22 protein-coding genes are annotated in these 19,285 nt (G+C 63.7%); 12 read left to right on the top strand and 10 right to left on the bottom strand.

Translation table 11 applies throughout. The features are described from left to right. Together DMO26_RS21825 and DMO26_RS21820 are read right to left on the bottom strand one after the other, a co-directional pair. Positions 1-594 (bottom strand): IS91 family transposase (locus DMO26_RS21825; RefSeq protein ID WP_162895013.1); only part of this gene is annotated, 594 nt, incomplete at its 3' end. A gap of 3 nt (positions 595-597) precedes the next feature. Beyond that, positions 598-1,506 (bottom strand): tyrosine-type recombinase/integrase, encoded by a 909-nt coding sequence (locus tag DMO26_RS21820; RefSeq protein ID WP_117194251.1) that lies wholly within the window; start codon positions 1,504-1,506, stop codon positions 598-600. 290 nt (positions 1,507-1,796) lie between these two features. Between DMO26_RS21820 and DMO26_RS21815 the strand changes: the two genes are divergently transcribed. From DMO26_RS21815 to era, 6 genes are all read left to right on the top strand, one after another. Continuing rightward, positions 1,797-1,952 carry a DUF3563 family protein gene (locus DMO26_RS21815; RefSeq protein WP_117194280.1) on the top strand — a complete coding sequence of 52 codons (156 nt, stop codon included), beginning with the start codon at positions 1,797-1,799 and terminating at the stop codon, positions 1,950-1,952. A 239-nt stretch (positions 1,953-2,191) separates the two neighbouring features. Next, positions 2,192-2,752, top strand: coding sequence for a DUF2062 domain-containing protein (locus DMO26_RS21810; RefSeq protein WP_117194250.1), 561 nt, complete (start codon positions 2,192-2,194; stop codon positions 2,750-2,752). A 185-nt stretch (positions 2,753-2,937) separates the two neighbouring features. Continuing rightward, complete coding sequence (gene acpS, locus DMO26_RS21805) at positions 2,938-3,345, top strand: holo-ACP synthase (RefSeq protein ID WP_117194249.1); 408 nt, start codon at positions 2,938-2,940, stop codon at positions 3,343-3,345. Between the two features lie 109 nt (positions 3,346-3,454). After that, the gene (lepB, locus tag DMO26_RS21800; protein WP_117194248.1) at positions 3,455-4,204 is read left to right on the top strand and encodes a signal peptidase I; all 750 of its coding nucleotides are present in this window, start codon (positions 3,455-3,457) and stop codon (positions 4,202-4,204) included. Beyond that, positions 4,201-4,917 (top strand): ribonuclease III, encoded by a 717-nt coding sequence (rnc, locus tag DMO26_RS21795; protein WP_117194247.1) that lies wholly within the window; start codon positions 4,201-4,203, stop codon positions 4,915-4,917. The genes lepB and rnc overlap by 4 nt, the downstream gene beginning before the upstream one ends. Positions 4,918-4,926: 9 nt before the next feature. Beyond that, positions 4,927-5,880 (top strand): GTPase Era, encoded by a 954-nt coding sequence (era, locus tag DMO26_RS21790; protein ID WP_117194279.1) that lies wholly within the window; start codon positions 4,927-4,929, stop codon positions 5,878-5,880. Positions 5,881-5,964: 84 nt separating this feature from the next. On the opposite strand, the gene DMO26_RS21785 is transcribed toward era, so the two are convergent. Further along, positions 5,965-6,369, bottom strand: coding sequence for a hypothetical protein (locus tag DMO26_RS21785; protein ID WP_117194246.1), 405 nt, complete (start codon positions 6,367-6,369; stop codon positions 5,965-5,967). Between the two features lie 186 nt (positions 6,370-6,555). On the opposite strand from DMO26_RS21785, the gene recO reads away from it, so the two are divergent. Together recO and DMO26_RS21775 are read left to right on the top strand one after the other, a co-directional pair. After that, positions 6,556-7,326, top strand: a complete 771-nt coding sequence (gene recO, locus DMO26_RS21780) for a DNA repair protein RecO (RefSeq protein WP_117194245.1) — start codon at positions 6,556-6,558, stop codon at positions 7,324-7,326. Between the two features lie 11 nt (positions 7,327-7,337). Further along, positions 7,338-7,712, top strand: a complete 375-nt coding sequence (locus DMO26_RS21775; RefSeq protein ID WP_117194244.1) for a GFA family protein — start codon at positions 7,338-7,340, stop codon at positions 7,710-7,712. A 3-nt stretch (positions 7,713-7,715) separates the two neighbouring features. On the opposite strand, the gene DMO26_RS21770 is transcribed toward DMO26_RS21775, so the two are convergent. Beyond that, the gene (locus tag DMO26_RS21770; RefSeq protein ID WP_117194243.1) at positions 7,716-8,957 is read right to left on the bottom strand and encodes an MFS transporter; all 1,242 of its coding nucleotides are present in this window, start codon (positions 8,955-8,957) and stop codon (positions 7,716-7,718) included. Between the two features lie 155 nt (positions 8,958-9,112). After that, positions 9,113-10,012 (bottom strand): DMT family transporter, encoded by a 900-nt coding sequence (locus tag DMO26_RS21765; RefSeq protein ID WP_117194242.1) that lies wholly within the window; start codon positions 10,010-10,012, stop codon positions 9,113-9,115. 357 nt (positions 10,013-10,369) lie between these two features. Between DMO26_RS21765 and DMO26_RS21760 the strand changes: the two genes are divergently transcribed. Then, positions 10,370-10,750, top strand: a complete 381-nt coding sequence (locus DMO26_RS21760; protein ID WP_117194241.1) for a YciI family protein — start codon at positions 10,370-10,372, stop codon at positions 10,748-10,750. 80 nt (positions 10,751-10,830) lie between these two features. On the opposite strand, the gene DMO26_RS21755 is transcribed toward DMO26_RS21760, so the two are convergent. After that, positions 10,831-11,466, bottom strand: a complete 636-nt coding sequence (locus tag DMO26_RS21755; protein WP_226951378.1) for a TetR/AcrR family transcriptional regulator — start codon at positions 11,464-11,466, stop codon at positions 10,831-10,833. A gap of 124 nt (positions 11,467-11,590) precedes the next feature. Here DMO26_RS21755 and DMO26_RS21750 point away from each other — a divergent pair, with 124 nt between their 5' ends. From DMO26_RS21750 to DMO26_RS21740, 3 genes are all read left to right on the top strand, one after another. After that, positions 11,591-12,814, top strand: a complete 1,224-nt coding sequence (locus DMO26_RS21750; protein WP_117194239.1) for an MFS transporter — start codon at positions 11,591-11,593, stop codon at positions 12,812-12,814. A 156-nt stretch (positions 12,815-12,970) separates the two neighbouring features. Next, positions 12,971-13,417, top strand: a complete 447-nt coding sequence (locus DMO26_RS21745; protein ID WP_117194238.1) for a YybH family protein — start codon at positions 12,971-12,973, stop codon at positions 13,415-13,417. A gap of 96 nt (positions 13,418-13,513) precedes the next feature. After that, a complete protein-coding gene (locus DMO26_RS21740) occupies positions 13,514-14,167 on the top strand; it encodes a LysE family translocator (protein ID WP_117194237.1) in 654 nt (217 codons plus the stop codon). A gap of 33 nt (positions 14,168-14,200) precedes the next feature. On the opposite strand, the gene DMO26_RS21735 is transcribed toward DMO26_RS21740, so the two are convergent. From DMO26_RS21735 to DMO26_RS21720, 4 genes are read right to left on the bottom strand one after another with little or no spacing between them, the layout of a single operon-like run. After that, complete coding sequence (locus DMO26_RS21735) at positions 14,201-14,692, bottom strand: GNAT family N-acetyltransferase (RefSeq protein WP_117194236.1); 492 nt, start codon at positions 14,690-14,692, stop codon at positions 14,201-14,203. A 10-nt stretch (positions 14,693-14,702) separates the two neighbouring features. After that, positions 14,703-15,551: an MOSC domain-containing protein gene (locus tag DMO26_RS21730; RefSeq protein WP_117194235.1), complete on the bottom strand. Its 849-nt coding sequence runs from the start codon at positions 15,549-15,551 to the stop codon at positions 14,703-14,705. 9 nt (positions 15,552-15,560) lie between these two features. Continuing rightward, positions 15,561-16,211 (bottom strand): HD domain-containing protein, encoded by a 651-nt coding sequence (locus DMO26_RS21725; protein ID WP_205421250.1) that lies wholly within the window; start codon positions 16,209-16,211, stop codon positions 15,561-15,563. Further along, the gene (locus DMO26_RS21720; protein ID WP_117194234.1) at positions 16,208-19,015 is read right to left on the bottom strand and encodes a DUF2339 domain-containing protein; all 2,808 of its coding nucleotides are present in this window, start codon (positions 19,013-19,015) and stop codon (positions 16,208-16,210) included. Before DMO26_RS21720 ends, DMO26_RS21725 begins: the two co-directional genes overlap by 4 nt. Positions 19,016-19,285: the final 270 nt, after the last annotated feature.

Below are 19,285 nucleotides of genomic sequence, written 5' to 3'. Positions count from 1 at the left end.
CAGCCGTCGAAACAGTTTGCCGAGTACGCGTACGGGAAGCAGGAAGGCCGGGCGCGATGATATCCATCGGCTTCCGTCTGGCGTGATGCCGCCGCCCGGAACGATCATGTGCACATGCGGATGGTGCGTCATCGCCGATCCCCAGGTGTGGAGCACGGCGGTGATGCCGATGCGCGCGCCGAGGTGCTTCGGATCGGCCGCGATGGTCAGCATCGCCTCCGACGCCGCCTTGAACAGCAGGTCGTAGACAAGCGCCTTGTTTTGGAACGCTATGTCGGCGACCTCGGCCGGCAGGGTGAACACGACGTGGAAGTAGCCGACTGGAAGCAGATCAGCCTCGCGTTCGGCAAGCCATGTGCGTGCCGCTGCGCCCTGGCACTTTGGGCAATGCCGATTGCGGCAGGAGTTGTAGGCGATCCGCCGCTGGCCGCAGTCCTCGCAGGCCTCGACGTGACCGCCGAGGGCAGCAGTGCGGCAGTTCTCGACCGCCGACATCACCTTCAGTTGCGGCAGGCTCATATGTCCTGCATGCGCGCGCCGGTACGCCGCGCCGGCAGCACGGAAGATGTCGGCGACCTCGATCGAGGCACGCAAGGCTCAACCGTCGGGGAAAGCTTCTTCCGGCTTGAACAGGCCGAGTTTGTCGAGCGGACTCGTAACCCTGCGGACCGTCTTGGTCGCCACCTTGGCGTAGAGGGCGGTGTTGTTGAGTTTTGCGTGCCCGAGCAGGACCTGGATGATCCGAATGTCCGTGCCGTCCTCCAGCAGGTGGGTGGCGAAGCTGTGGCGCAGCGTATGCGGCCCGACCCGCTTGGCGATGTCGGCGGCCTGGGCCGCCTCAACGACGATCCGATAGAGCTGCCGCGTGCTGATCGGCTTCATTGCGTGTTGGCCAGGGAATAACCAGCCGTCGCGATGCATCACACCCTGCTGCCGCCCCACCTTCCACCACTGGCGCAGCAGGGTGAGCAGGTCCTCCGAAAGCATGGCATTGCGATAGCGCCCGCCCTTGCCACGCTCGACGCGCAGCAACATCCGCTCGCTGTCGACGTCGGCAACCTTCAGCATCGAGACCTCCGCGACACGTAGGCCGGCGCCATAGGCGACCGACAATGCCGCTTGATGCTTGAGGCAGGTGGTGGCATTGAGTAACCGGGCAACCTCGTCGCGGCTCAGCACCACAGGCAGGTTACGCGGATACGCCAGCCGGACGAGCCTGCGCGCCAGGTCCGGGCGGTCGAGGGTCTGGGTGAAGAGGAAGCGTAACGCCGACACGATGCTGTTCATCGTCGGAACGGGAACGCCATCGTTCTGCTGCTCGATCTGGAACCGGCGCAGGTCGTCGGCGGTCGCCGTGTCTGGTGACCGCCCGAGGAAGGTCGCCAGGCGTCCGATGTCGCGGAGATAGTTGCGCTGCGTTTCGCGTGAGAAACGTCGCATGTTCATGTCGTCGATCAACCGCTGGCGCAGCGGGCTGACGGGCGTGTCGAGATGGGGGTACTGCATGGTCAGGCTCCTTGTTGAAGAAGCTCGTCATGCTCCGCCCTGGCCGGACGACGTTCAACCCAGGCGCAACCTCCAGCCTGTGCCCTCTATCTCAACCGCAGACGCCCTCCCGCGCAGCGGGTTCGTTCCTCGGCTCCATAGTGGACCTCATCCGTCTCTGCCCATTCCCCGTGCACTCCATTAACCCGCCATGCTCTCCGTGCAACCCTGACCGGCGGTTGCGGCGTTGGTCAAACATCCCGCGAAATCCTATATTGCTGCGGTGCAATATGAGAGAGAAAGAAAACGTCATGTTTGACCAAGTCCGCAAGATCGCCCGTGCCTTCCGTGTCCCGACCGTTCAGGATCGCGAGATCGCCTATCTCAACGAAGCCAGGGATCGGATCGATCTCGAATTCCGCATGCGCCAGATCGACCGCGGGATGTTCCGCAATTCCGGTCTGTAATCTGCGCTATCCTTCGACGCGCGGGACATGAGCCGCGCGTTTGCCGTGGATGGAGGGTTCCAGTCCCTGCGAGGGGAGTATTTGCCGCGGCAAAACCCACGATCGCATCCGTCCGGCCTACTTTCGCCATCATCGTCGGCTTCGGCTATCGCCGCATATTTCGTTGAAGCGTCCCGCGGCCGGCGAAGATCTGCTGAAGATCCCGGCTGCAGAACCAGAATTGCCGAGCCTGATTGCCCATGCCGTTTCGCCGCCGCACGCCGCTTGGATTTCGTGAAAGACTGGTCAGAGCGGTTCTTCCGCCGGGCGGTTTTCGCCGCAGCCTCGGTTACTATCGCCTCAAGGTGATGCGCATCGGTGGTTCGCCGCATGCGGTGGCGGCGGGGCTTGCGGTCGGCGTCGTCAGCGCCTGGACGCCCATTCTCGGCATTCACATCCTCCTCGCCATTCCGGTCGCCTATCTGCTTGGCGGCAGCATGATCGCCGCCGCGCTCGGCACCGCCTTCGCCAACCCGCTTACCCTGCCGATCATCTGGCCGCTGACCTGGGAGATCGGCCAGGCCATTCTCGGACGCGATACGAGCGGCCATTCCCATCTCGATCTGGCGGCGCTGTTTTCCCATCTCGACCTGTCGCAGCTGTGGCGGCCGATCCTGGAGCCGATGCTGATCGGCTCGATCCCGCCGGGCCTTGCCTGCGGCCTCGTCTTTTATGTCGTCACCTATTGCGCTGTGCGCAGTTTCCGCAACCGGCGCCTGGAACGCTTGACGGCACGCGCCGCAGCGCTCAAGTCAGCATAGCAATTCCAGCAAAAGTGGGAACGGTTTTGCGTCCGGAATTGCGCGAAACAAAGTAGAGCAATTCCAGCAAAAGTGGGAACCGGTTTTGCGTCCGGAATTGCGTCGAACAAAGAGATAGGGCATTGGAGGCGCTCCGTTTTCGCCGGAAATGCTCTGGAACCGGCAAGGCGCAGGAAGAAAACCGCATGATCATCGGCATGGGCAGCGACCTCATCGACATCAGACGCGTGGAAAAATCCATCGAACGTTTCGGCGAGCGTTTCACGCATCGCTGTTTTACCGATATCGAGCGGGCAAAATCCGACCGCCGGGAGAACCGCGCCGCCTCCTATGCCAAGCGCTTCGCCGCCAAGGAGGCCTGTTCGAAGGCGCTCGGCACCGGCATTGCCCAGGGCGTGTTCTGGAAGGACATGGGCGTCGTCAATCTGCCCGGCGGACGCCCGACCATGGTTTTGACCGGCGGCGCCGGCGAACGGCTGGCGGAGATGATGCCCGCCGGCCACGAGCCGGTGATCCATATCACCATCACCGACGAATATCCTTACGCACAGGCCTTCGTGGTGATCGAGGCGAGGCCCGCCGCCGGTCGATAGCGGTCTCGTGATCCGAAGAGGTCCCGCCGCCCCTCCGATCAGCCATTGCCGCGGCTTTGCGAAGGGTTTAGAAAGCGGCACTCCGCCGACGAAAGAAAGAATTCAGAACGTGTCCGAAAAAGCCGAGACGAAGTCGCAGAACAGCCTGTGGGAAAACATCAAGGTCATCATCCAGGCATTGCTCTTGGCGATGGTGATCCGCACGGTCCTCTTCCAGCCCTTCACCATCCCGTCCGGCTCAATGATGCCGACCCTGCTGGTCGGGGACTATATCTTCGTCAACAAGTTCGCCTACGGTTATTCGAAATATTCGCTGCCGTTCTCGCCGGATCTCTTCTCCGGCCGCATCTTCGAATTCAGCGAACCGAAGCGCGGCGACGTCATCGTCTTCCGTCTGCCGAGCCACCCGGACATCGATTACATCAAGCGCCTGATCGGCCTTCCCGGCGACAAGGTGCAGGTCACCAACGGCGTGCTCTTCGTCAACGGCAAGCCGGTGCCGAAGCAGGCGGACGGCACCTTCACCTCCGATTACAGCCTCGATCCGGGCACGGACGTGCCGGTTTTCCGTGAAACCTTGGACAATGGCGTGACCTATGACACGCTCGACCATTCGCCGGTTTCGCGCGGCGACAACACCCAGGAATTCGTGGTTCCCGAAGGCCATTACTTCTTCATGGGCGACAACCGCGACAATTCACTCGACAGCCGCTTCGACGTCGGCATGGTTCCGGCCGAAAACCTCGTGGGCCGCGCCAGCATCATCTTCTTCTCGCTCGGCAACGACACGTCCTTCCGCGAGATCTGGAAATGGCCGACCAACATGCGCTGGGATCGGATTTTCAAGGTCGTCGAGTGATGAAAACGAAGACGCTTTCGGCGGAGGAGCGCGGTCAGCTGGAAACGGCGATCGGCCACAGCTTCGCCGACAAGCAGTGGCTTGACCGGGCGCTCACCCATGCGAGCACCGGTTCCGCCAAGAGCGCCAATTACGAGCGGCTGGAGTTCCTGGGCGACCGGGTGCTGGGGCTCTGCGTCGCCGAGCTGCTGTTCAAGATGTTCCGCACGGCGGCGGAAGGCGAGCTTTCCGTCCGCCTCAATCAGCTCGTCAGCGCTGAAAGCTGTGCGCTTGTGGCGGACGAGCTGGAGTTGCACCGCTTCATCCGCACCGGCGCCGACGTGAAGAAGCTGACCGGCAAGCGGATGATGAACGTCCGCGCCGACGTGGTGGAAAGCCTGATCGCCGCGCTCTATCTGGATGGGGGGCTGGAGGCGGCGCGCGCCTTCATCTTGAAGCACTGGGAAAGCCGTGCCGTCCGGGCCGACGGCGCAAGGCGCGACGCCAAGACCGAATTGCAGGAATGGGCGCATGCGAAATTCGGCCTGACACCCGCCTACCGGGTCGACGACCGCTCCGGTCCGGATCATGATCCGCGCTTCACGGTGACGGTCGAGGTGACGGGCGTGGCGCCGGAAACCGGCGTCGACCGCTCGAAGCGCGCCGCCGAACAGGTGGCCGCGACAAGAATGCTCGAACGCGAAGGCGTGTGGCAGAAGCCCGCCGAAGATTGATTGGACGATATGACCGAAAACGAAAACATCGCGGCCGACGAGACTGAAGCCGGCCAGACCCAATCCAGCCCGACCCATTCCGGTTTCGTGGCGCTGATCGGCCCCACCAATGCCGGCAAGTCGACGCTGATGAACCGCCTCGTCGGCGCCAAGGTGTCGATCGTCAGCCACAAGGTGCAGACGACGCGCGCCATCGTGCGCGGCATCGCCATCCACAACAACGCCCAGATCGTCTTCATGGATACGCCCGGCATCTTCAAGCCGCGCCGCCGGCTCGACCGTGCCATGGTGACGTCTGCCTGGGGCGGCGCCAAGGATGCCGACCTGATCATGCTGCTGATCGACAGCGAACGCGGCATTCGCGGCGATGCCGAAGCAATTCTTGAAGGCCTGAAAGAGGTCCACCAGCCGAAGATCCTGGTGCTCAACAAGATCGACCAGGTGAAGCGGGAAGACCTCCTGAAGCTCGCCGCCGCCGCCAATGAATTCGTCGCCTTCGAGCGGACCTTCATGATTTCGGCGACATCGGGTTCGGGTTGCGGGGACCTGATGGATTATCTGGCCGCCATCCTGCCGGAAGGCCCCTGGTATTATCCCGAGGACCAGATTTCCGATCTGCCGATGCGTCAGCTCGCCGCCGAAATCACCCGCGAAAAGCTCTTCCTGCGCCTCCATCAGGAGCTTCCTTACGCTTCGCATGTCGAGACGGAAAAATGGGAGGAGCGCAAAGACGGCTCGGTCCGGATCGAGCAGGTCATCTATGTCGAGCGCGACAGCCAGAAGAAGATCGCCCTCGGCAAGAACGGCGAAGCGATCAAGGCGATCTCCACCGCGTCGCGAAAGGAGCTTTCCGAAATCCTCGAACAGCCGGTCCATCTTTTCCTCTTCGTCAAGGTGCGCGAGAACTGGGGCGACGATCCGGAGCGCTTCCGCGAGATGGGACTGGAATTTCCCAAATCCTGAACTGAATGTTGCCGCGCGCAAAAGCTCTCTCGCCGCTCATGACGGGGAAAGACGCCGACGGGCGGATGATGGCCGGTTGCGGGCCTATTTTTTCTGCCGGTCCATCAGCGCCTTCACCTCCTGGTAGCGTCGGCGGTTTTCCTGCTCCTGTTCGTTCGGCCCGTAGCACGTTTTGGAAATGCAGAAGCGCATGAGGTTGAAGGGCGGCTGCGGTTTGTCGAACTCGCATTCGATCTCGTTGTTGAAATCGGTCGGCTTTGCATCCTCGCGGGTGGAATAGGTCAGCCGTGCGCCGGGTGGATCGAGTTCAGGGAAGGACTGTACGATGCCGGTCTTGATGGCGGGCACCAGCAGGAAATTCTTGGCGACGGCGATGCAGGCCTGTTCGATTTGTGGCGATTGCGCCGCGGCGGGGGAGGACGATAGGCCGGCGGCGGCCAAGGCGGCAAAGGGCGCGACGAACGCGGCGGCAAGGATGACGTGTCTCATGGAATCTCCCCAGGGCTGACAGGGCGTCGAATTTCCGCAGGGAAATTGCGGCGAAGGTCAATTTGTTCCAATCGCCGCGGCAGATACTCGCAATGTGAGGGAAGTTTCGCGGCATCTAAAAAAGATTCAGTCCGAACCGCTTATCGGGTAGAACTGAATCACCCTGAAAGGACGTTGAACCGACACATGCAGTGGCAGGACGAAGCGATCATCATCGGCGTCAAGCGCCACGGCGAGACGAGCGTCATCGCCGAACTGATGACCCGCGAGCGTGGCCGACATCTCGGCCTCGTGCGCTCGGGCCGCTCGCGGGCCATGCAGCCCGTGCTGCAGGCCGGCAATCGGGTTGAGGCCGTCTGGCGCGCCAGGCTTGACGAGCATCTCGGCGAATTCAAGCTGGAGCCGCTGCGGCTGCGGGCAGCCAGGCTGATGGAGACGGCCACCGCCGTCTACGGCGTTCAGGCCATGGGCGCGCTCCTGCGCCTGCTGCCCGAGCGCGATCCGCACCCGCATCTCTTCGAGGCGCTTGATATCATCCTCGAAGCGCTGGACGATCCGGCCGATGCCGGGGAACTGTTCGTGCGTTTCGAGCTCGCGGTTCTGAACGATCTCGGCTTCGGCCTCGATCTTTCCGAATGCGCCGCAACCGGCATCCGCGAAAACCTCGTCTATGTCTCGCCAAAGAGCGGCCGCGCCGTCTCGCGCGATGCCGGTGCGCCCTATGCGGACCGCATGCTGGCTCTGCCGGGTTTCCTCGGCGACGGCGCCGCCGCGCGGGCCGCCGATCGCGACAGCATGGCCGCAGCCTTCCGCTTGACCGCCCATTTCCTGCACCGGCACGTCTACGAGCCGCGGGGGCTTGCGGAAAGTGCGGCCCGCGACGGTTTCGTCCAGGCAGCGCTCAAGGCGCTCGCGCGGAAGCCGGATAGTCAGGACCCCGAACGGCAGGCAGGGTGAAGGAGAGGTTCATGAAGCGGATCGCGACCTGCACCTGTGGCGGCCTGAGGGCGATCTGCCAGGGAGACCCGCTCAAGGTCTCGCTCTGCCATTGCCTTGAATGCCAGAAGCGCACCGGCAGCACCTATGGCATCGCAGCCTTCTACGATCGCGCCCGGGTGCGCATCGAAGGCGCCAGCAAGAGCTGGTCGCGCCAAGCCGACAGCGGTTTTCCAGTCAATCTTCACTTCTGCCCGGATTGCGGATCCACGGTCTTCTGGGAGCCGCTGCGCAAACCGGATGCGATCGCGATCGGCGTCGGGTCATTTGCCGATCCGGGCTTTCCGGCGCCGACGCAGGCTGTATACGACCAGTACCGGCATTTCTGGGTTCGTCCGCTGGAGTGAGGGCTATTCCGCCGGCTGCGCGGCCGGCAGCGGCCGTTCCACGGGCTTTTCCTTGATCGGCCAGTGGACGATCGCCGCGAAGATGCCGAGCGCCACGCCGAACCACCAGACCGGGTCGTAGGAGCCGAAACGGTCGTAGAGATAGCCGCCCATCCAGACCCCGAGGAACGAGCCTACTTGGTGGGAGAGGAAGACGATGCCGCCGAGCAGGCCGAGATGCCGCGTGCCGAACATGATGGCCACGAGGCCGTTTGTCGGCGGCACGGTGGAAAGCCAGAGCAGGCCCATGACGATCGCGAAGACGATCACCGAGAACGGCGTCTGCGGCAGGATCAGGAAGGCCGTCACCGCCACCGAGCGGGCGATGTAGATATAGGCGAGGAAAAAGGGCTTCGAATACCGCTGGCCGATCATGCCGGCGCCGAACGAGCCGATGATGTTGAAGAAGCCGATCAGCGCCATGGCGATCACGGCATAACGCGCGTCGATGCCGATATCGCCGAGATAGGCCGGAAAATGCGCGGTGATGAAGGCCACCTGGAAACCGCAGACGAAGAAGCCGGAGGTGAGCAGCAGGTAGCTCCGGTGGCCGAAAGCCTCGCGCAGGGCCTCGCCGACCGTCTGCTTGACCTCGGACTGCGACTGGCTGCCGGAGCTGGAATTGCCGCGCAGCGGATAGGCGAGCAGCGGCACGGCGAGCATCAGGAAACCCATGATGACGAGGCTGTCCGACCAACCGTAGGTGCTGATCAGCGCCTGGCTGAGCGGCGCGAACAGGAACATGCCGGCCGAGCCCGCCGCCGTGCCGATGCCGAAGGCGACCGAGCGCTGTTCCGGCGTCACGTTGCGGGCGAAGGCGGAGAGGATCGTGCCGAACGAGCCGGCGCCGACCGCAAGGCCGACCATCACGCCCCCCGAGAGATAGAGGACCGGCACCGAATGGGCGCTCGACATCAGGATCAGGCCGCCGGCGTAGAGCAGGCCGGAGAGCGTCAGCACCCGTCCGGTGCCGTATTTGTCGGCCAGCGCGCCGAAGAAGGGCTGGCCGAGCCCCCAGGCGAGGTTCTGGATCGCCATGGCGAGCCCGAAGGTGGAGCGGTCCCAGCCGGTATCGTGCAGCATCGGCAGCTGGAAGAAACCCATGGCCGAGCGCGGCCCGAAGGTCAGCATGGCGATCAGCGCGCCGGCGATGATGATCAGCCAGGGCATGGACGCGCGGGCGGCCGGGGACGCGGACGTGGGCATGGCTTTCTCCTCGAATTCAGGAGGAAATCATACCGCGCAGGGGGCGATTCCTAAAACAACTTTTGCTCACGCAATCCATCACCGCAATTGATGCGGTCATGTCGCGCCGAAATGGGCCGCGAAAGATTCCCTCGACCGGCCAGGGCGGGCATTTCCTATGCGCTCCCTGGCGGGTCGGCCTCGCCCTGGGGCATGCGGCCGAGCTTGGCCTCCCGCCAGATGGTGAATATCCCGGCGCCGATGACGATCGCGCAGCCCGCCACCATGTTGACGGTCATCACCTCGCCGAACAGGAAGACGCCGATCATGCAGACCAGCACCGACTGCACGTAGAATATCGGCTGCACGGCCACCGCGTCGAGCAGATCGTAGGCGCGGATCAGCAGATAGTGGCCGCTCATGCCGGTCATGCAGAGCACCATCATCCAGAACCAGTCGCCGGGCGTGATATGCGACCAGTAGAACGGCCCGACGCAGGTGATCGAGACGGCGCCGGCGACGCCTGTGTAGAAAAAGGCGGTATCGGCCGTATCGGTCCGGCTCGCGAGCCGCGTCAGGACCGAATAGAGCGCGAACATCACGGTGGCGACGATCGGGATGGCGATCCTGGCGTCGAAATTGACCTGCAGTGGATTGACGATCAGCAGGATGCCGATGAAGCCGATGCCGATCGCCGTCCAGCGCCGCCAGCCCACCTTTTCGCCGAGGATAGGCACTGAAAGACAGGCGACCGCCAGCGGCCCGGCGGCAAAGATCGTGTGGGTTGCGGCAAGTCCGACGCGCGAAAAGGAAAAGATCGACACGACGATCTGGGTGGAAAGCAGCACGCCCCGGGCGATCTGCAGCCACAGCCGGTTGGCGTCGGCGGTCTTCCTCAGCCCGGCGGCCGAGCGGCTGGCGAGGAAGATCGCGAAACCTGCAAAGGTCCAGTAGCGGATCATCGTGACGAAGATCGGCGGATAGGCCGTGCCGAGATGCTTGGATATGCCGTCTTGAACCGCAAAGATGCTCACCGCCGTCAGGGCGAAGATGAGGCCGGTGGACCGAGGTGTCATGCGGGCAGTCTCTTTCGGGGCGGGCGGGCTTGGGGTGCCGGAGGACGGACTTGCCGGCAGAAGGGCAGGGCGGCGGATCGCCGATCCGTTTTGGCTGGTAGTCAAGGTAGGGGGCAACCTGCCTTTTGGGAATAGCTGCCATGCGTAGAGCGGAGACGTGGATGGCGCGCTCGGTTGCAAACATGGGGAAACGGGCCGGAAGGACTGCCTCGCATGCCCGACCCTGAAGGGGCTTGCGCGTCCACGGTCAAACATGTGTATTGCCGCCGTCCGGCAGGTTCCCGCATGTCCGCCGGCCCGGCTTTCGGGCGACGGGCGGGAACGGCCCGTCGGGTCCGTTCACGAGGGAGGCAATTCATGTATTACGCCATTCTGGCCTATCACGCGGAAGGCGTGGTTGAATCCTGGAGCGAGGAGGAGGATGCCGCGCTGATGGCCGAACTGCTGGCGGTCAACGACCGCCTCGTCAGGCAGAAGTCGCTTGGCCCCGCCGCTCGCCTCGGGCCGACAAAAAGCGCCGTGACCCTGCGCGGCCCGGGTGCCGGCATCGTCACCGACGGCCCCTTTGCCGAAACCAAGGAACAACTGCTCGGCCTCTACGTGGTGGATTTCCCGACCTTGGACGACGCCGTCGCCGCCGCCCGCGACTTGCGTCGGGTCAACCCGACCGCCGTCTACGAAATCCGCCCGGTCGCCCTCTATCTGCCTGGCGCGCCTCTGGAGACAAACGGAGAGTAGGCGCCCGGCGGATTGGGGGTGTCGTCCAGCCGATGAACTGATTTCAACGGCGGATCGCGGTGATCTCTTGCGGCGGACCGTCAGCGCCTCGCACCGTCCCCCTTTTCCCTCAATAGCCCCGAAACCAGCGTCACGAAGGCATCGACCGCCTTTTTCGAGGCGGCCTGAGGGTCCTCGGCGCTGGCGATCCACAGGGCGGCGCTGAGTGTCGCGCCATTGACGAGGCGGGCGGCCGCCTCCGGATCGACCGGCCGGATCGTGCCCTCGTCGATGAGCGTCTGCAGGCTGGCGGCCATGGTGCGGATGCAGGCGCTCTGGTTCGGCCATTGCGAGGGGTCGCCCAGCACCGCCGGACCGTCGAGCAGCATGATCCTCTGGATTTCCGGCTCGAGTGCCATTTCGATGTAAGCGACGCTTTCGTCGACGAAACCCTGCCAGGCGCTGTCCGACCGGGACGAGATCGTGCAGAGCCGCTCGGATATTTCCGCATCCATCTCGGCGATCACCGCCTGCAGAAGGCCTTTTTTATCGCCAAAATGGTGGTAGAGCGCGCCGCGCGTCAGCCCGGCTTCGGCCGTGAAGTCGTCCATCGAGGCCTCGGCAAACCCCTTGGTCGCGAACGCATGCCGGGCAGCGGCGATCAGCTTGGCCCGGGTTTCGGCGATCATTTCCTTGCGCGGCCTGGGCGACGTCTTGTGTGCCATCTCAGATGTCATGCGGACTCCGGAAAATTTTCGCATACGTTACGTATGCAAGTTGACATACGTGACGTATGTCTCTATCTAATTCTCATACGCAGCGTATGTAAAGCTATTCCCAGGATAATACAAGGAATCCGCCATGCCCAACCCCTATGGTGAAATATTCCGGCAGCCGGGGACGAAAGGTTTTTCCTCCGCAGCCTTCATCGCCCGCCTGCCGCTGCCGATGACGACCATCGGTGCCGTCGCCATGCTGTCCCAGACGCATGGCGAATACTGGATCGCCGGCGCGGTCTCCGCCACGTTCGCGCTCGCCAATGCCTTCATCTCCCCGCAGGTTTCGCGCTGGATCGATGCGAAAGGCCAGTCGGCCGTGCTGGTGCCGACGACCGTCGTCACCTTTCTGGCGCTTGTCGGGCTCGCCGCCGCGGCCTGGCAGCGCTGGCCGAACTGGACGCTCTTCGCCTTCGCGCTCTTTGCCGGCCTGATGCCGAGCATGATGGCCCTGGTGCGTGCCCGCTGGACGGAGATCTACCGCGACCGGCCGGAACTCCATACCGCCTTCGCGTTTGAATCCGTGCTTGACGAAGTGGTCTATATCTTCGGCCCCATCGTCGGCATCGGTCTCAGCGTTTCCCTCTTCCCGGAAGCCGGCGTTCTCGCCTCTGCTGCCTTTCTCGCGATCGGTACGACCCTCTTTGTCGCTCAGAAATCGACCGAACCTAAGGTCGATCCGCAACGCGAAACCGGCAGCGGTTCCGTCATGCGGCTCCTCTCCATGTGGTTCGTGGTGACAGTCTTTGCCGGCATGGGCACGATCTTCGGTACGGCCGAGGTCGCGGTCGTCGCCTTTGCGGAAGCCATGGGCGACAAGGGTGCCGCAAGTTATATCCTCTCCGCCTACGCCGCCGGTTCGTTTATCGTCGGCCTTGTCATCGGCGCCATCAAGTTCAAGACGCCGCTCGCCCGCCGCCTGATCTTCGCGAGCCTGATCGCCGCCGTCACCACGCTTCCCATGCCTTTCGTCGGCAATCTCTGGGCGCTGACGCTGGTGGTCTTCCTGGCCGGTGCGGCGATCTCGCCGACCTTCATCACCGGCATGAGCCTGATCGAGCGCATCGTGCCCTCTTCGCAGCTCACAGAAGGCATCACCTACGCAATGACCGGCGTCGGCATCGGCTTTGCGGTCGGCTCCTCGATCGCCGGCTGGACCATCGATGCCTATGGTGCCTCGAACGGCTTCTGGGTAGCGGTTGCGGGCGGCCTCACGGCACTCGCCACCATGCTCCTCGGTTACGGCCGTCTGAACAATCCCGTGCGGCAGGTGGCCTCGCCATCTGCCGCATTGAACCCGGCAGAATAGGCGGCCGCCTGCACGCGGTGCGCACAATCGCGATACATCCACTGATCAGATCCGGATTGGTCGGTTGGCGCCTGAGCCCGCCCGTGGTAGATTTGCCGCGGGCGGACTTTTGCCGAAGCCGGGAAGCCGAATGGCTCCCATCTGCAGGAGAGTGTCATGCCGACAGCTGCAAGCCCAACCGTTGAAGAAGATGAGATTCGAACGCGCATCGACGGTCTGGCGCGAGCGTTGCGCGCTAAGGACCTTGATGCCTTGATGGCATATTACGCGGCAGACACCGTCGTCTTCGACCTCCGACCGCCAACGCAGGTTCAAAGCGCAGATGTCTATCGAAAGAATTTCGAGGCATGGTTCGCTTCGGTTGAAGGACCGATCGACTACGAAATCCACGACTTGCGGATCGAGGCGAATGGCGACGTCGGATTCTGCCACAGCCTGAGCCACGTCAGGAGCACGAGGACAGGCGGAGACACGGCGGACTACTGGGTGCGCGTGACATCCGGCTTCCTCAAGATCAAAGGCCGGTGGCTGATCGCCCACGAACACATCTCGATGCCGATCGATCTCCAGACCATGCAGGCCCAACCGAACGTTCAATCATAGCCCTGCAACGAGGCTTCCGCCTTCATCTTGCGAAACTGGAATCACAAGGCTTTAATGAAATCGTTGAAACAAGACCATTGAGACGGCGTAGCGCCAATGCCTGACCTCGGTACATTCCTGACCTTCTATGCCGCCGTGCTGGCAATTCAACTCACTCCCGGGCCGGACATGGTGCTCGTGGTCGGGCGCGGCATCGGTCAGGGTCGGAGGATCGCATTTTTAAGCGCCGTCGGCATGACCTTGCTTGCCGGCATTGTGCAATTGCTGATGCTGGCATTCGGCATCGCTTCCCTGCTTGCCGCGTCTCCATTGGCCTTCGAAATCCTCCGCTTTGTCGGCGCAGCCTATCTCATCTGGCTCGGGGTAAAGCTCCTCATGGGCTCGACCAAACGTGGCCCCATGCCCGACCGGCCGGTAGCCGTATCCATGTCGGACGCTGCGGCGCTAAGGGAGGGTGCGATCAACAATCTCACGAACCCGAAGGCGCTCGCTTTTCTTTTTGCCTTCCTGCCGCAATTTGTGGATCCTGCAAACGATTGGCCTGTGACCGTCCAGCTCTTGCTGTTGGGAGCGATCACCAAACTTTCGAATTTTGCTATCCTCAGCACCGTTGCTCTGGGAGCCGGAACATTCGGCGGCTGGCTCGCGCGCCGGCCTGGTCTAATCGTCTGGCAGAATCGTTTTGCAGGCCTGGTGATGATAGGATTAGGCTTGCGCCTTGCAATCTCGGGTGATGCGCGTCCCCGCTGAAGCCCTGACGGCCGTCCTTCGGTATCGGAAACGTCACGTCCGCAAGCGCTCGAAATAGAAGCGTTGCATCTCCGGCACGTACCGGATTTCGACGAAGCCCGCCTTTTCGAGAAGCCGCCGGGAAGCGGCATTTTCAGGCCGCGCGAAGGCTGCGACCTTCGGCAGTTTCAGTACCTCGTCGGCCTCCCGCAGGACGGCTTTGGTCAGTTCGCTGCCGAACCCCATGCCCCAGGCATCGGGATGAAAATAGTAACCGATCTCGACGCCCCAGCCCGGATCGAACGGATCGTCGTAAAGCCCGCCCCAGCCGATGATCCGGCCGGTCTTCTTCATCTCCACCGTCCAGGGCGCGTAACCGTCCTTCCGGCGGCGCCATTCGTGCACTGCCACACGCTGCCGGCATTCCTTCAAGGTGCCGTCCACGTGGGTGAACTGCATGGCCTTGGGATCGCCGAGGAAGGTGAAGAGGGCGGGAACGTCGGCAAGCCGCGGCTGGCGCAGGAGGAGCCTCTCGGTCTCTATCATCGCGCGTCGCTCACGCCCGCCGCTTGATCGCCCATCCCTCGCGCGAGGCGATCACGCTCGCGTCTTCGCCGAGCCTGATCCGTCCGGTGCCGCGCGGCACGGCATTCCAGCCGAAGAGCGGGCCGGGCACACGCCGGTCGGCCGACATGCGGATGCGGCCCATGGCGGCCATCGGGCTCGGCGTCTCGCGCGAGCCTGTCTTCTGGTCCTGCGTGGTCATGATGCAGCGGGCACAGGGTTTGACGAAGTCGAAGCGGATGCCGGAAATCTCGATGCCTTCCCAATTGTCTTCCGCGAAAGGCTCGTCATGGTCGATGACAATATTCGGGCGAAAACGGTCCATGCCGACCGAACCCTCGCCGTGCTTTTCCATGTCGGCATTGAGCGCCGCAAGCGATCCGGTCGTGGTGACGAGGATCTGGTAACCGTCCGCGAACGTCACCGGCGTGTCCGGACCGGCCCACTCGGCGCTCGCCGTGCGCTTGGCGTTGTCGTCGAAGAACACCAGCTGCACCTCGCGGCCGAGCCAGCCGGAAAGCGTCGCATTCGCTTCCTTTTCCGCAACCGCCGCACTGACGATCGATTTCCAGACGACGACGTCGATGCGCCTGTAGGACGGCGGGCGAGGGGTCCGGAATTCGCCCTTGCCGTCCATTGCGAAACGGACCCCGCTCTCGTCGGGATAAACCTGCAGCTGCGCCATCGCCTGCAGGTCCCGCTGGTTGACGAACATGCCGCTCGGATCGGCAAGCATCATGCGGCGGTCGCCGGGAATGCCTTCCGGGGCGATCTCGGCTTCGGTCAGAGCAATGCCGCGGGCGCTTTTCAGGGGGTAGAAATTCAGTTCGTTGACGCGCATCACGGTCTCCTAGATTTCATCGATGAACATGTCGCGGATTTGCTTCAGCCGCTCATGACGCTCTTCCGCGAGCACCCGGCCGGCCGCGGTCTGGAACCCGTCGGCGAGCTTGAACAGCTTGACCTCGAAATGGTCGATCGCAAAACGCCTGTCGTCCAGCGGCCGTTCCCGGGCGAGCGGATCGGCCGGGTCGTAAAGGCCTGAACTCATCCGTCCGGCGATGTAGAAGCAGCGCGCCGCGCCCACCATGCCGATCGCGTCCAGCCGGTCGGCATCCTGGACGATCTTCGCCTCCAGCGTTTCCGGGGGTATGTTGGCGGAGAAGCTGTGGGTGGTGATCGCATGCGCGACCGCCTCGATCTCTGTCCTGCCCCAGCCGAGGTCTGCGAGAATGCCGGATGCCTTTTCCGCCGCCAGCCGCGAGGCCTGCGATCGCAGTGGCGAGTTCTTCTCCACCGACACGCAGTCGTGCAGCAGCACGGCCGCCGCCAGCACTCTGCCGTCGCCACCTTCTTCGCCGTGGATGCGCATGGCGTTCTTGAAGACGCGGGCGATATGGGCGATGTCGTGCGAACCGTCGTCGCTGTCGGTCGCATGGGGGATCAGGGTTTCGGCGATCTCCTCATAGGGGGAAAAGGCGGCTGTTATCGAAGCTGTCACGCGGGCTCTTCCTTGGAATCGGCAGGCATTGGATCAATCTCTTTCTTGACCAGAATGCGCTGGTAGAAAAGCCCGATCCCGATCAGCACCGCGCCGAGCCCGATGAAGGAAAGCGCCCTGAGGATGCCTTCGAGGTTCGACATGTCGATGAGGAAGACCTTTACGACCGCGACCAGCACCAAGCCTGCGGAGGCGAGCCGCAGGCTCTTCGCATCGAATTTCGAGCCGATGATCAAAAGGGCCACGCCGATCAGCAGCCAGACCACCGAATAGGCATAGGTCTCGCCCTGCATGAAACCCTTCCAGTCGGCGATGTTCTCGCCCTGCCAGAAGCGGCGGACGGAAAGCGTCGCCCAGAGGAAACCGAGCACCGCGCCTGCAAGCGCCAGCATGACGACATAGGGCTGCGGCCGGCGCCCGCGCGCATGATAGGCGACGAGCCCGTAGGCGGCCGCCGGCAGCAGGTAGCCGAGCAGCAGCAGGTTGAAGAACGGCCACGGTCCGGTGCCCTCGCCGCTGAAATAGGGGTTGAGCGCGAAGAGATGCAGGGAGAGGACGTTCAGCGTCGCGATCACCCCGGCGATCATCGAGCCCCAGCGGAAGACCGGGCTCGGCGATTTGAGGTCGAGCGTCAACAGCACGCCGGAGAAACCGACGGTGACGAGCGTGTAGATCGACTGTTCGGCGAGGGTGGGCACGTTGGAATCCAGCGTGCCGTGGTTCATCGCGTGGCGCACCAGCACGGCGACCGTCATCAGCACCGAAAGCGAGGCGAGCGCCTGCATGACGTTGCGCACGCGAAAGTCGGAGGAGTTCCTCAGCAGCCAGGCCGTGGCGATCGCCAGCAACGTCGGAATGCCGTAGCCCGGCAGGAGCGCGTTGAACAAGGGCGTCGTGCCGAGGCTGTTCGGGCCGATCAGCGTCGGTTCCCAGGCGATGCGGCCGAAGACGATCAGGGTCGCCGCCGTCATCATCCAGGGCAGCGCCGGCCAGATCCTGGCTCCCATCGCCAGCACGTAGGTAAAGCCGAGCACCGAGACGAGGATCGTCGTGACGATGCCGTTGGTCAGCGTGTGAAGCGCCAGCGTGAAACCTGCAAACGAGCCGGCGACCAGCAGATTGGCCGGCCAGTCGATCTTGCCTTCCGCGGTCTCCTCGCTCTTGCGGAACAGCCATTCGGCGCCGGCTGCAAGCACGAGACCAAGCGCCAGCCCGTAGAGCCCATGCGTCCAGTCGCGGCCGAGATTGCCGAAGTTCAGGAAGCTGATCGTCGCGAGCGTCACCGGCACGGCCGGCATCAGGAATGCCCAGATACGCGAGAATTCCGACTCTTCGTTACGGAAGCGCTTCAGGAAGGCGAAGCCGAGCAAGGCGAAGACAGCGCCGAGCAGCAGATGGACCATGATTTCGTTGCCGAAGCTCAGCGCCGCCGCCGGCTGTCCATCGGCAGGAGCGGGAATCATTTCCGATGGCACATAGTCGAGCCAGGCGAGCGCTGTGATCGTGATGCCGAGCACCGCTCCGGCCCCTGCAAACAGCGCCGGCCAAACCGCATAGGCGCGGCTCGCGCCGAGCGCGCCGAGCGCGGCGATCAGGCATGCGGCGGCAAACAGCGGGATGGCGCCGCCGTCCATATGGCGCACCACCATGGCCATTGCCGAAAAGAGCGTCATGATCGAAACCGAAAGGGTGATCTGCAGCGGCGGCCGGCCGAGCAGCATGGCGACGCCGGGTTTCGATGGGCCGATGATGCCGTAATACCGCCCCGGCCAGAAGAAGCCGGTGCCGGCGATCACGACGATCAGCGCCAGGGCCACGGGCATGGCGTCCAGATCGTCCGCGCCGAACATATAGGCGAGCGCCCAAAGCCCGACGCCGACATTGGCGAGCGTCGGCACCACCGTCCATTGCCGCAGGCGCGAGGCGGCGTTGACCGCAGCCCAGGTGAGCGCCAGGAACAGGAAGAGCGCGTTGGCGTTCGGCTCGCTGGTGGCAACGAGGCCGGGCGTCAGAAGCGAGGCGAGCAGCCCGAGCCCCGCCAGCGCCTGCCCGTGCAGGAGCGACAGCGCGATCGTCGCGAACGAGATGAGGGCCAAGAGGATGAAAGCGGTCGTCGGCCCGATGAAGTCGTAGACCGCATAGGCTGCGAAGGTGGCGCCGAGCAGCGTCACCGCGCCGGCCGCCGTCAGCGCGCCGGGGATCATCGCATTGCTGAACCGTTCGGACATCTGCGGTATCGCGCGACGGCGGATCACTTCGCCGCCCGCCATCAGGATCAGGCCGAAGAGGGAGGCGAGCGTCAGCCGCGCGGCCGGCCCGAGCAGCCCGGCCTCGATCGAATAGCGCACCAGGAAAATGCCGCCGAAGGCGAGCGCCACGCCGCCCACCCAGACGGGCCAGCGCGCGCCGAGATAGCTTTCCAGGTTTTCCCGCTTCTTCTCCTGGGCAGCCAGCTGCGGTCGAAGGGGGGCGGGGGAAGGGCCTGCGGACGGGCCGTGAGCAGGGATCGGGGATGGCCCTCCCGGCTGTTCGGCCCCTGTCTCGGCAGCCATTGCGGCCGGCATCTCTGCCGGCGGCGCCTCGGAAACCGCATCCGGGACGAAACCCTCTTGCAGCACAGCGTCGGCCGCGAGCGCCGATGCGGCGGTCGCAGGCCCATCGGCCGTTGCCGGCATCGTCTGCCGCTTCGGGAGATCCGCCTTGACGGCTTCCAGCTCCTTTTCGAGAGCCGAGACCCGGTTCGATGTCCTGCGGTGCAGGCCGACCATCAATATCACCAGGATGAGGAGCAGGATTTCGATCATCGGCACGCTCACGACAGGACGTTTGTTCCCGTTGTTTATACAATTGCCGGGCGAGGGAAGGGAAGTGCGGCAGCCTTCCTTAAACTCTTAAACTGTCATGAGAAGTCTCGCTCAGCGGGGCCGGCCGAGCCCGATCCTTTCGTCAGCCGCGCCCAGGCACGGCTGAACATGAAGGGCGTGGAAGCGCTGGTCATGCCGCGTTCGTCAAATACGGCGCGCTCGGAGTGTTGTTCGATCTCAGGCTAAATGCCTGAATTCTCGAAACTTGTG

This window comes from Rhizobium terrae, from assembly GCF_003425685.1.
GTDB classification, from domain to species: domain Bacteria; phylum Pseudomonadota; class Alphaproteobacteria; order Rhizobiales; family Rhizobiaceae; genus Neorhizobium; species Neorhizobium terrae.
This window is presented reverse-complemented; position numbering and strand designations above follow the sequence as displayed.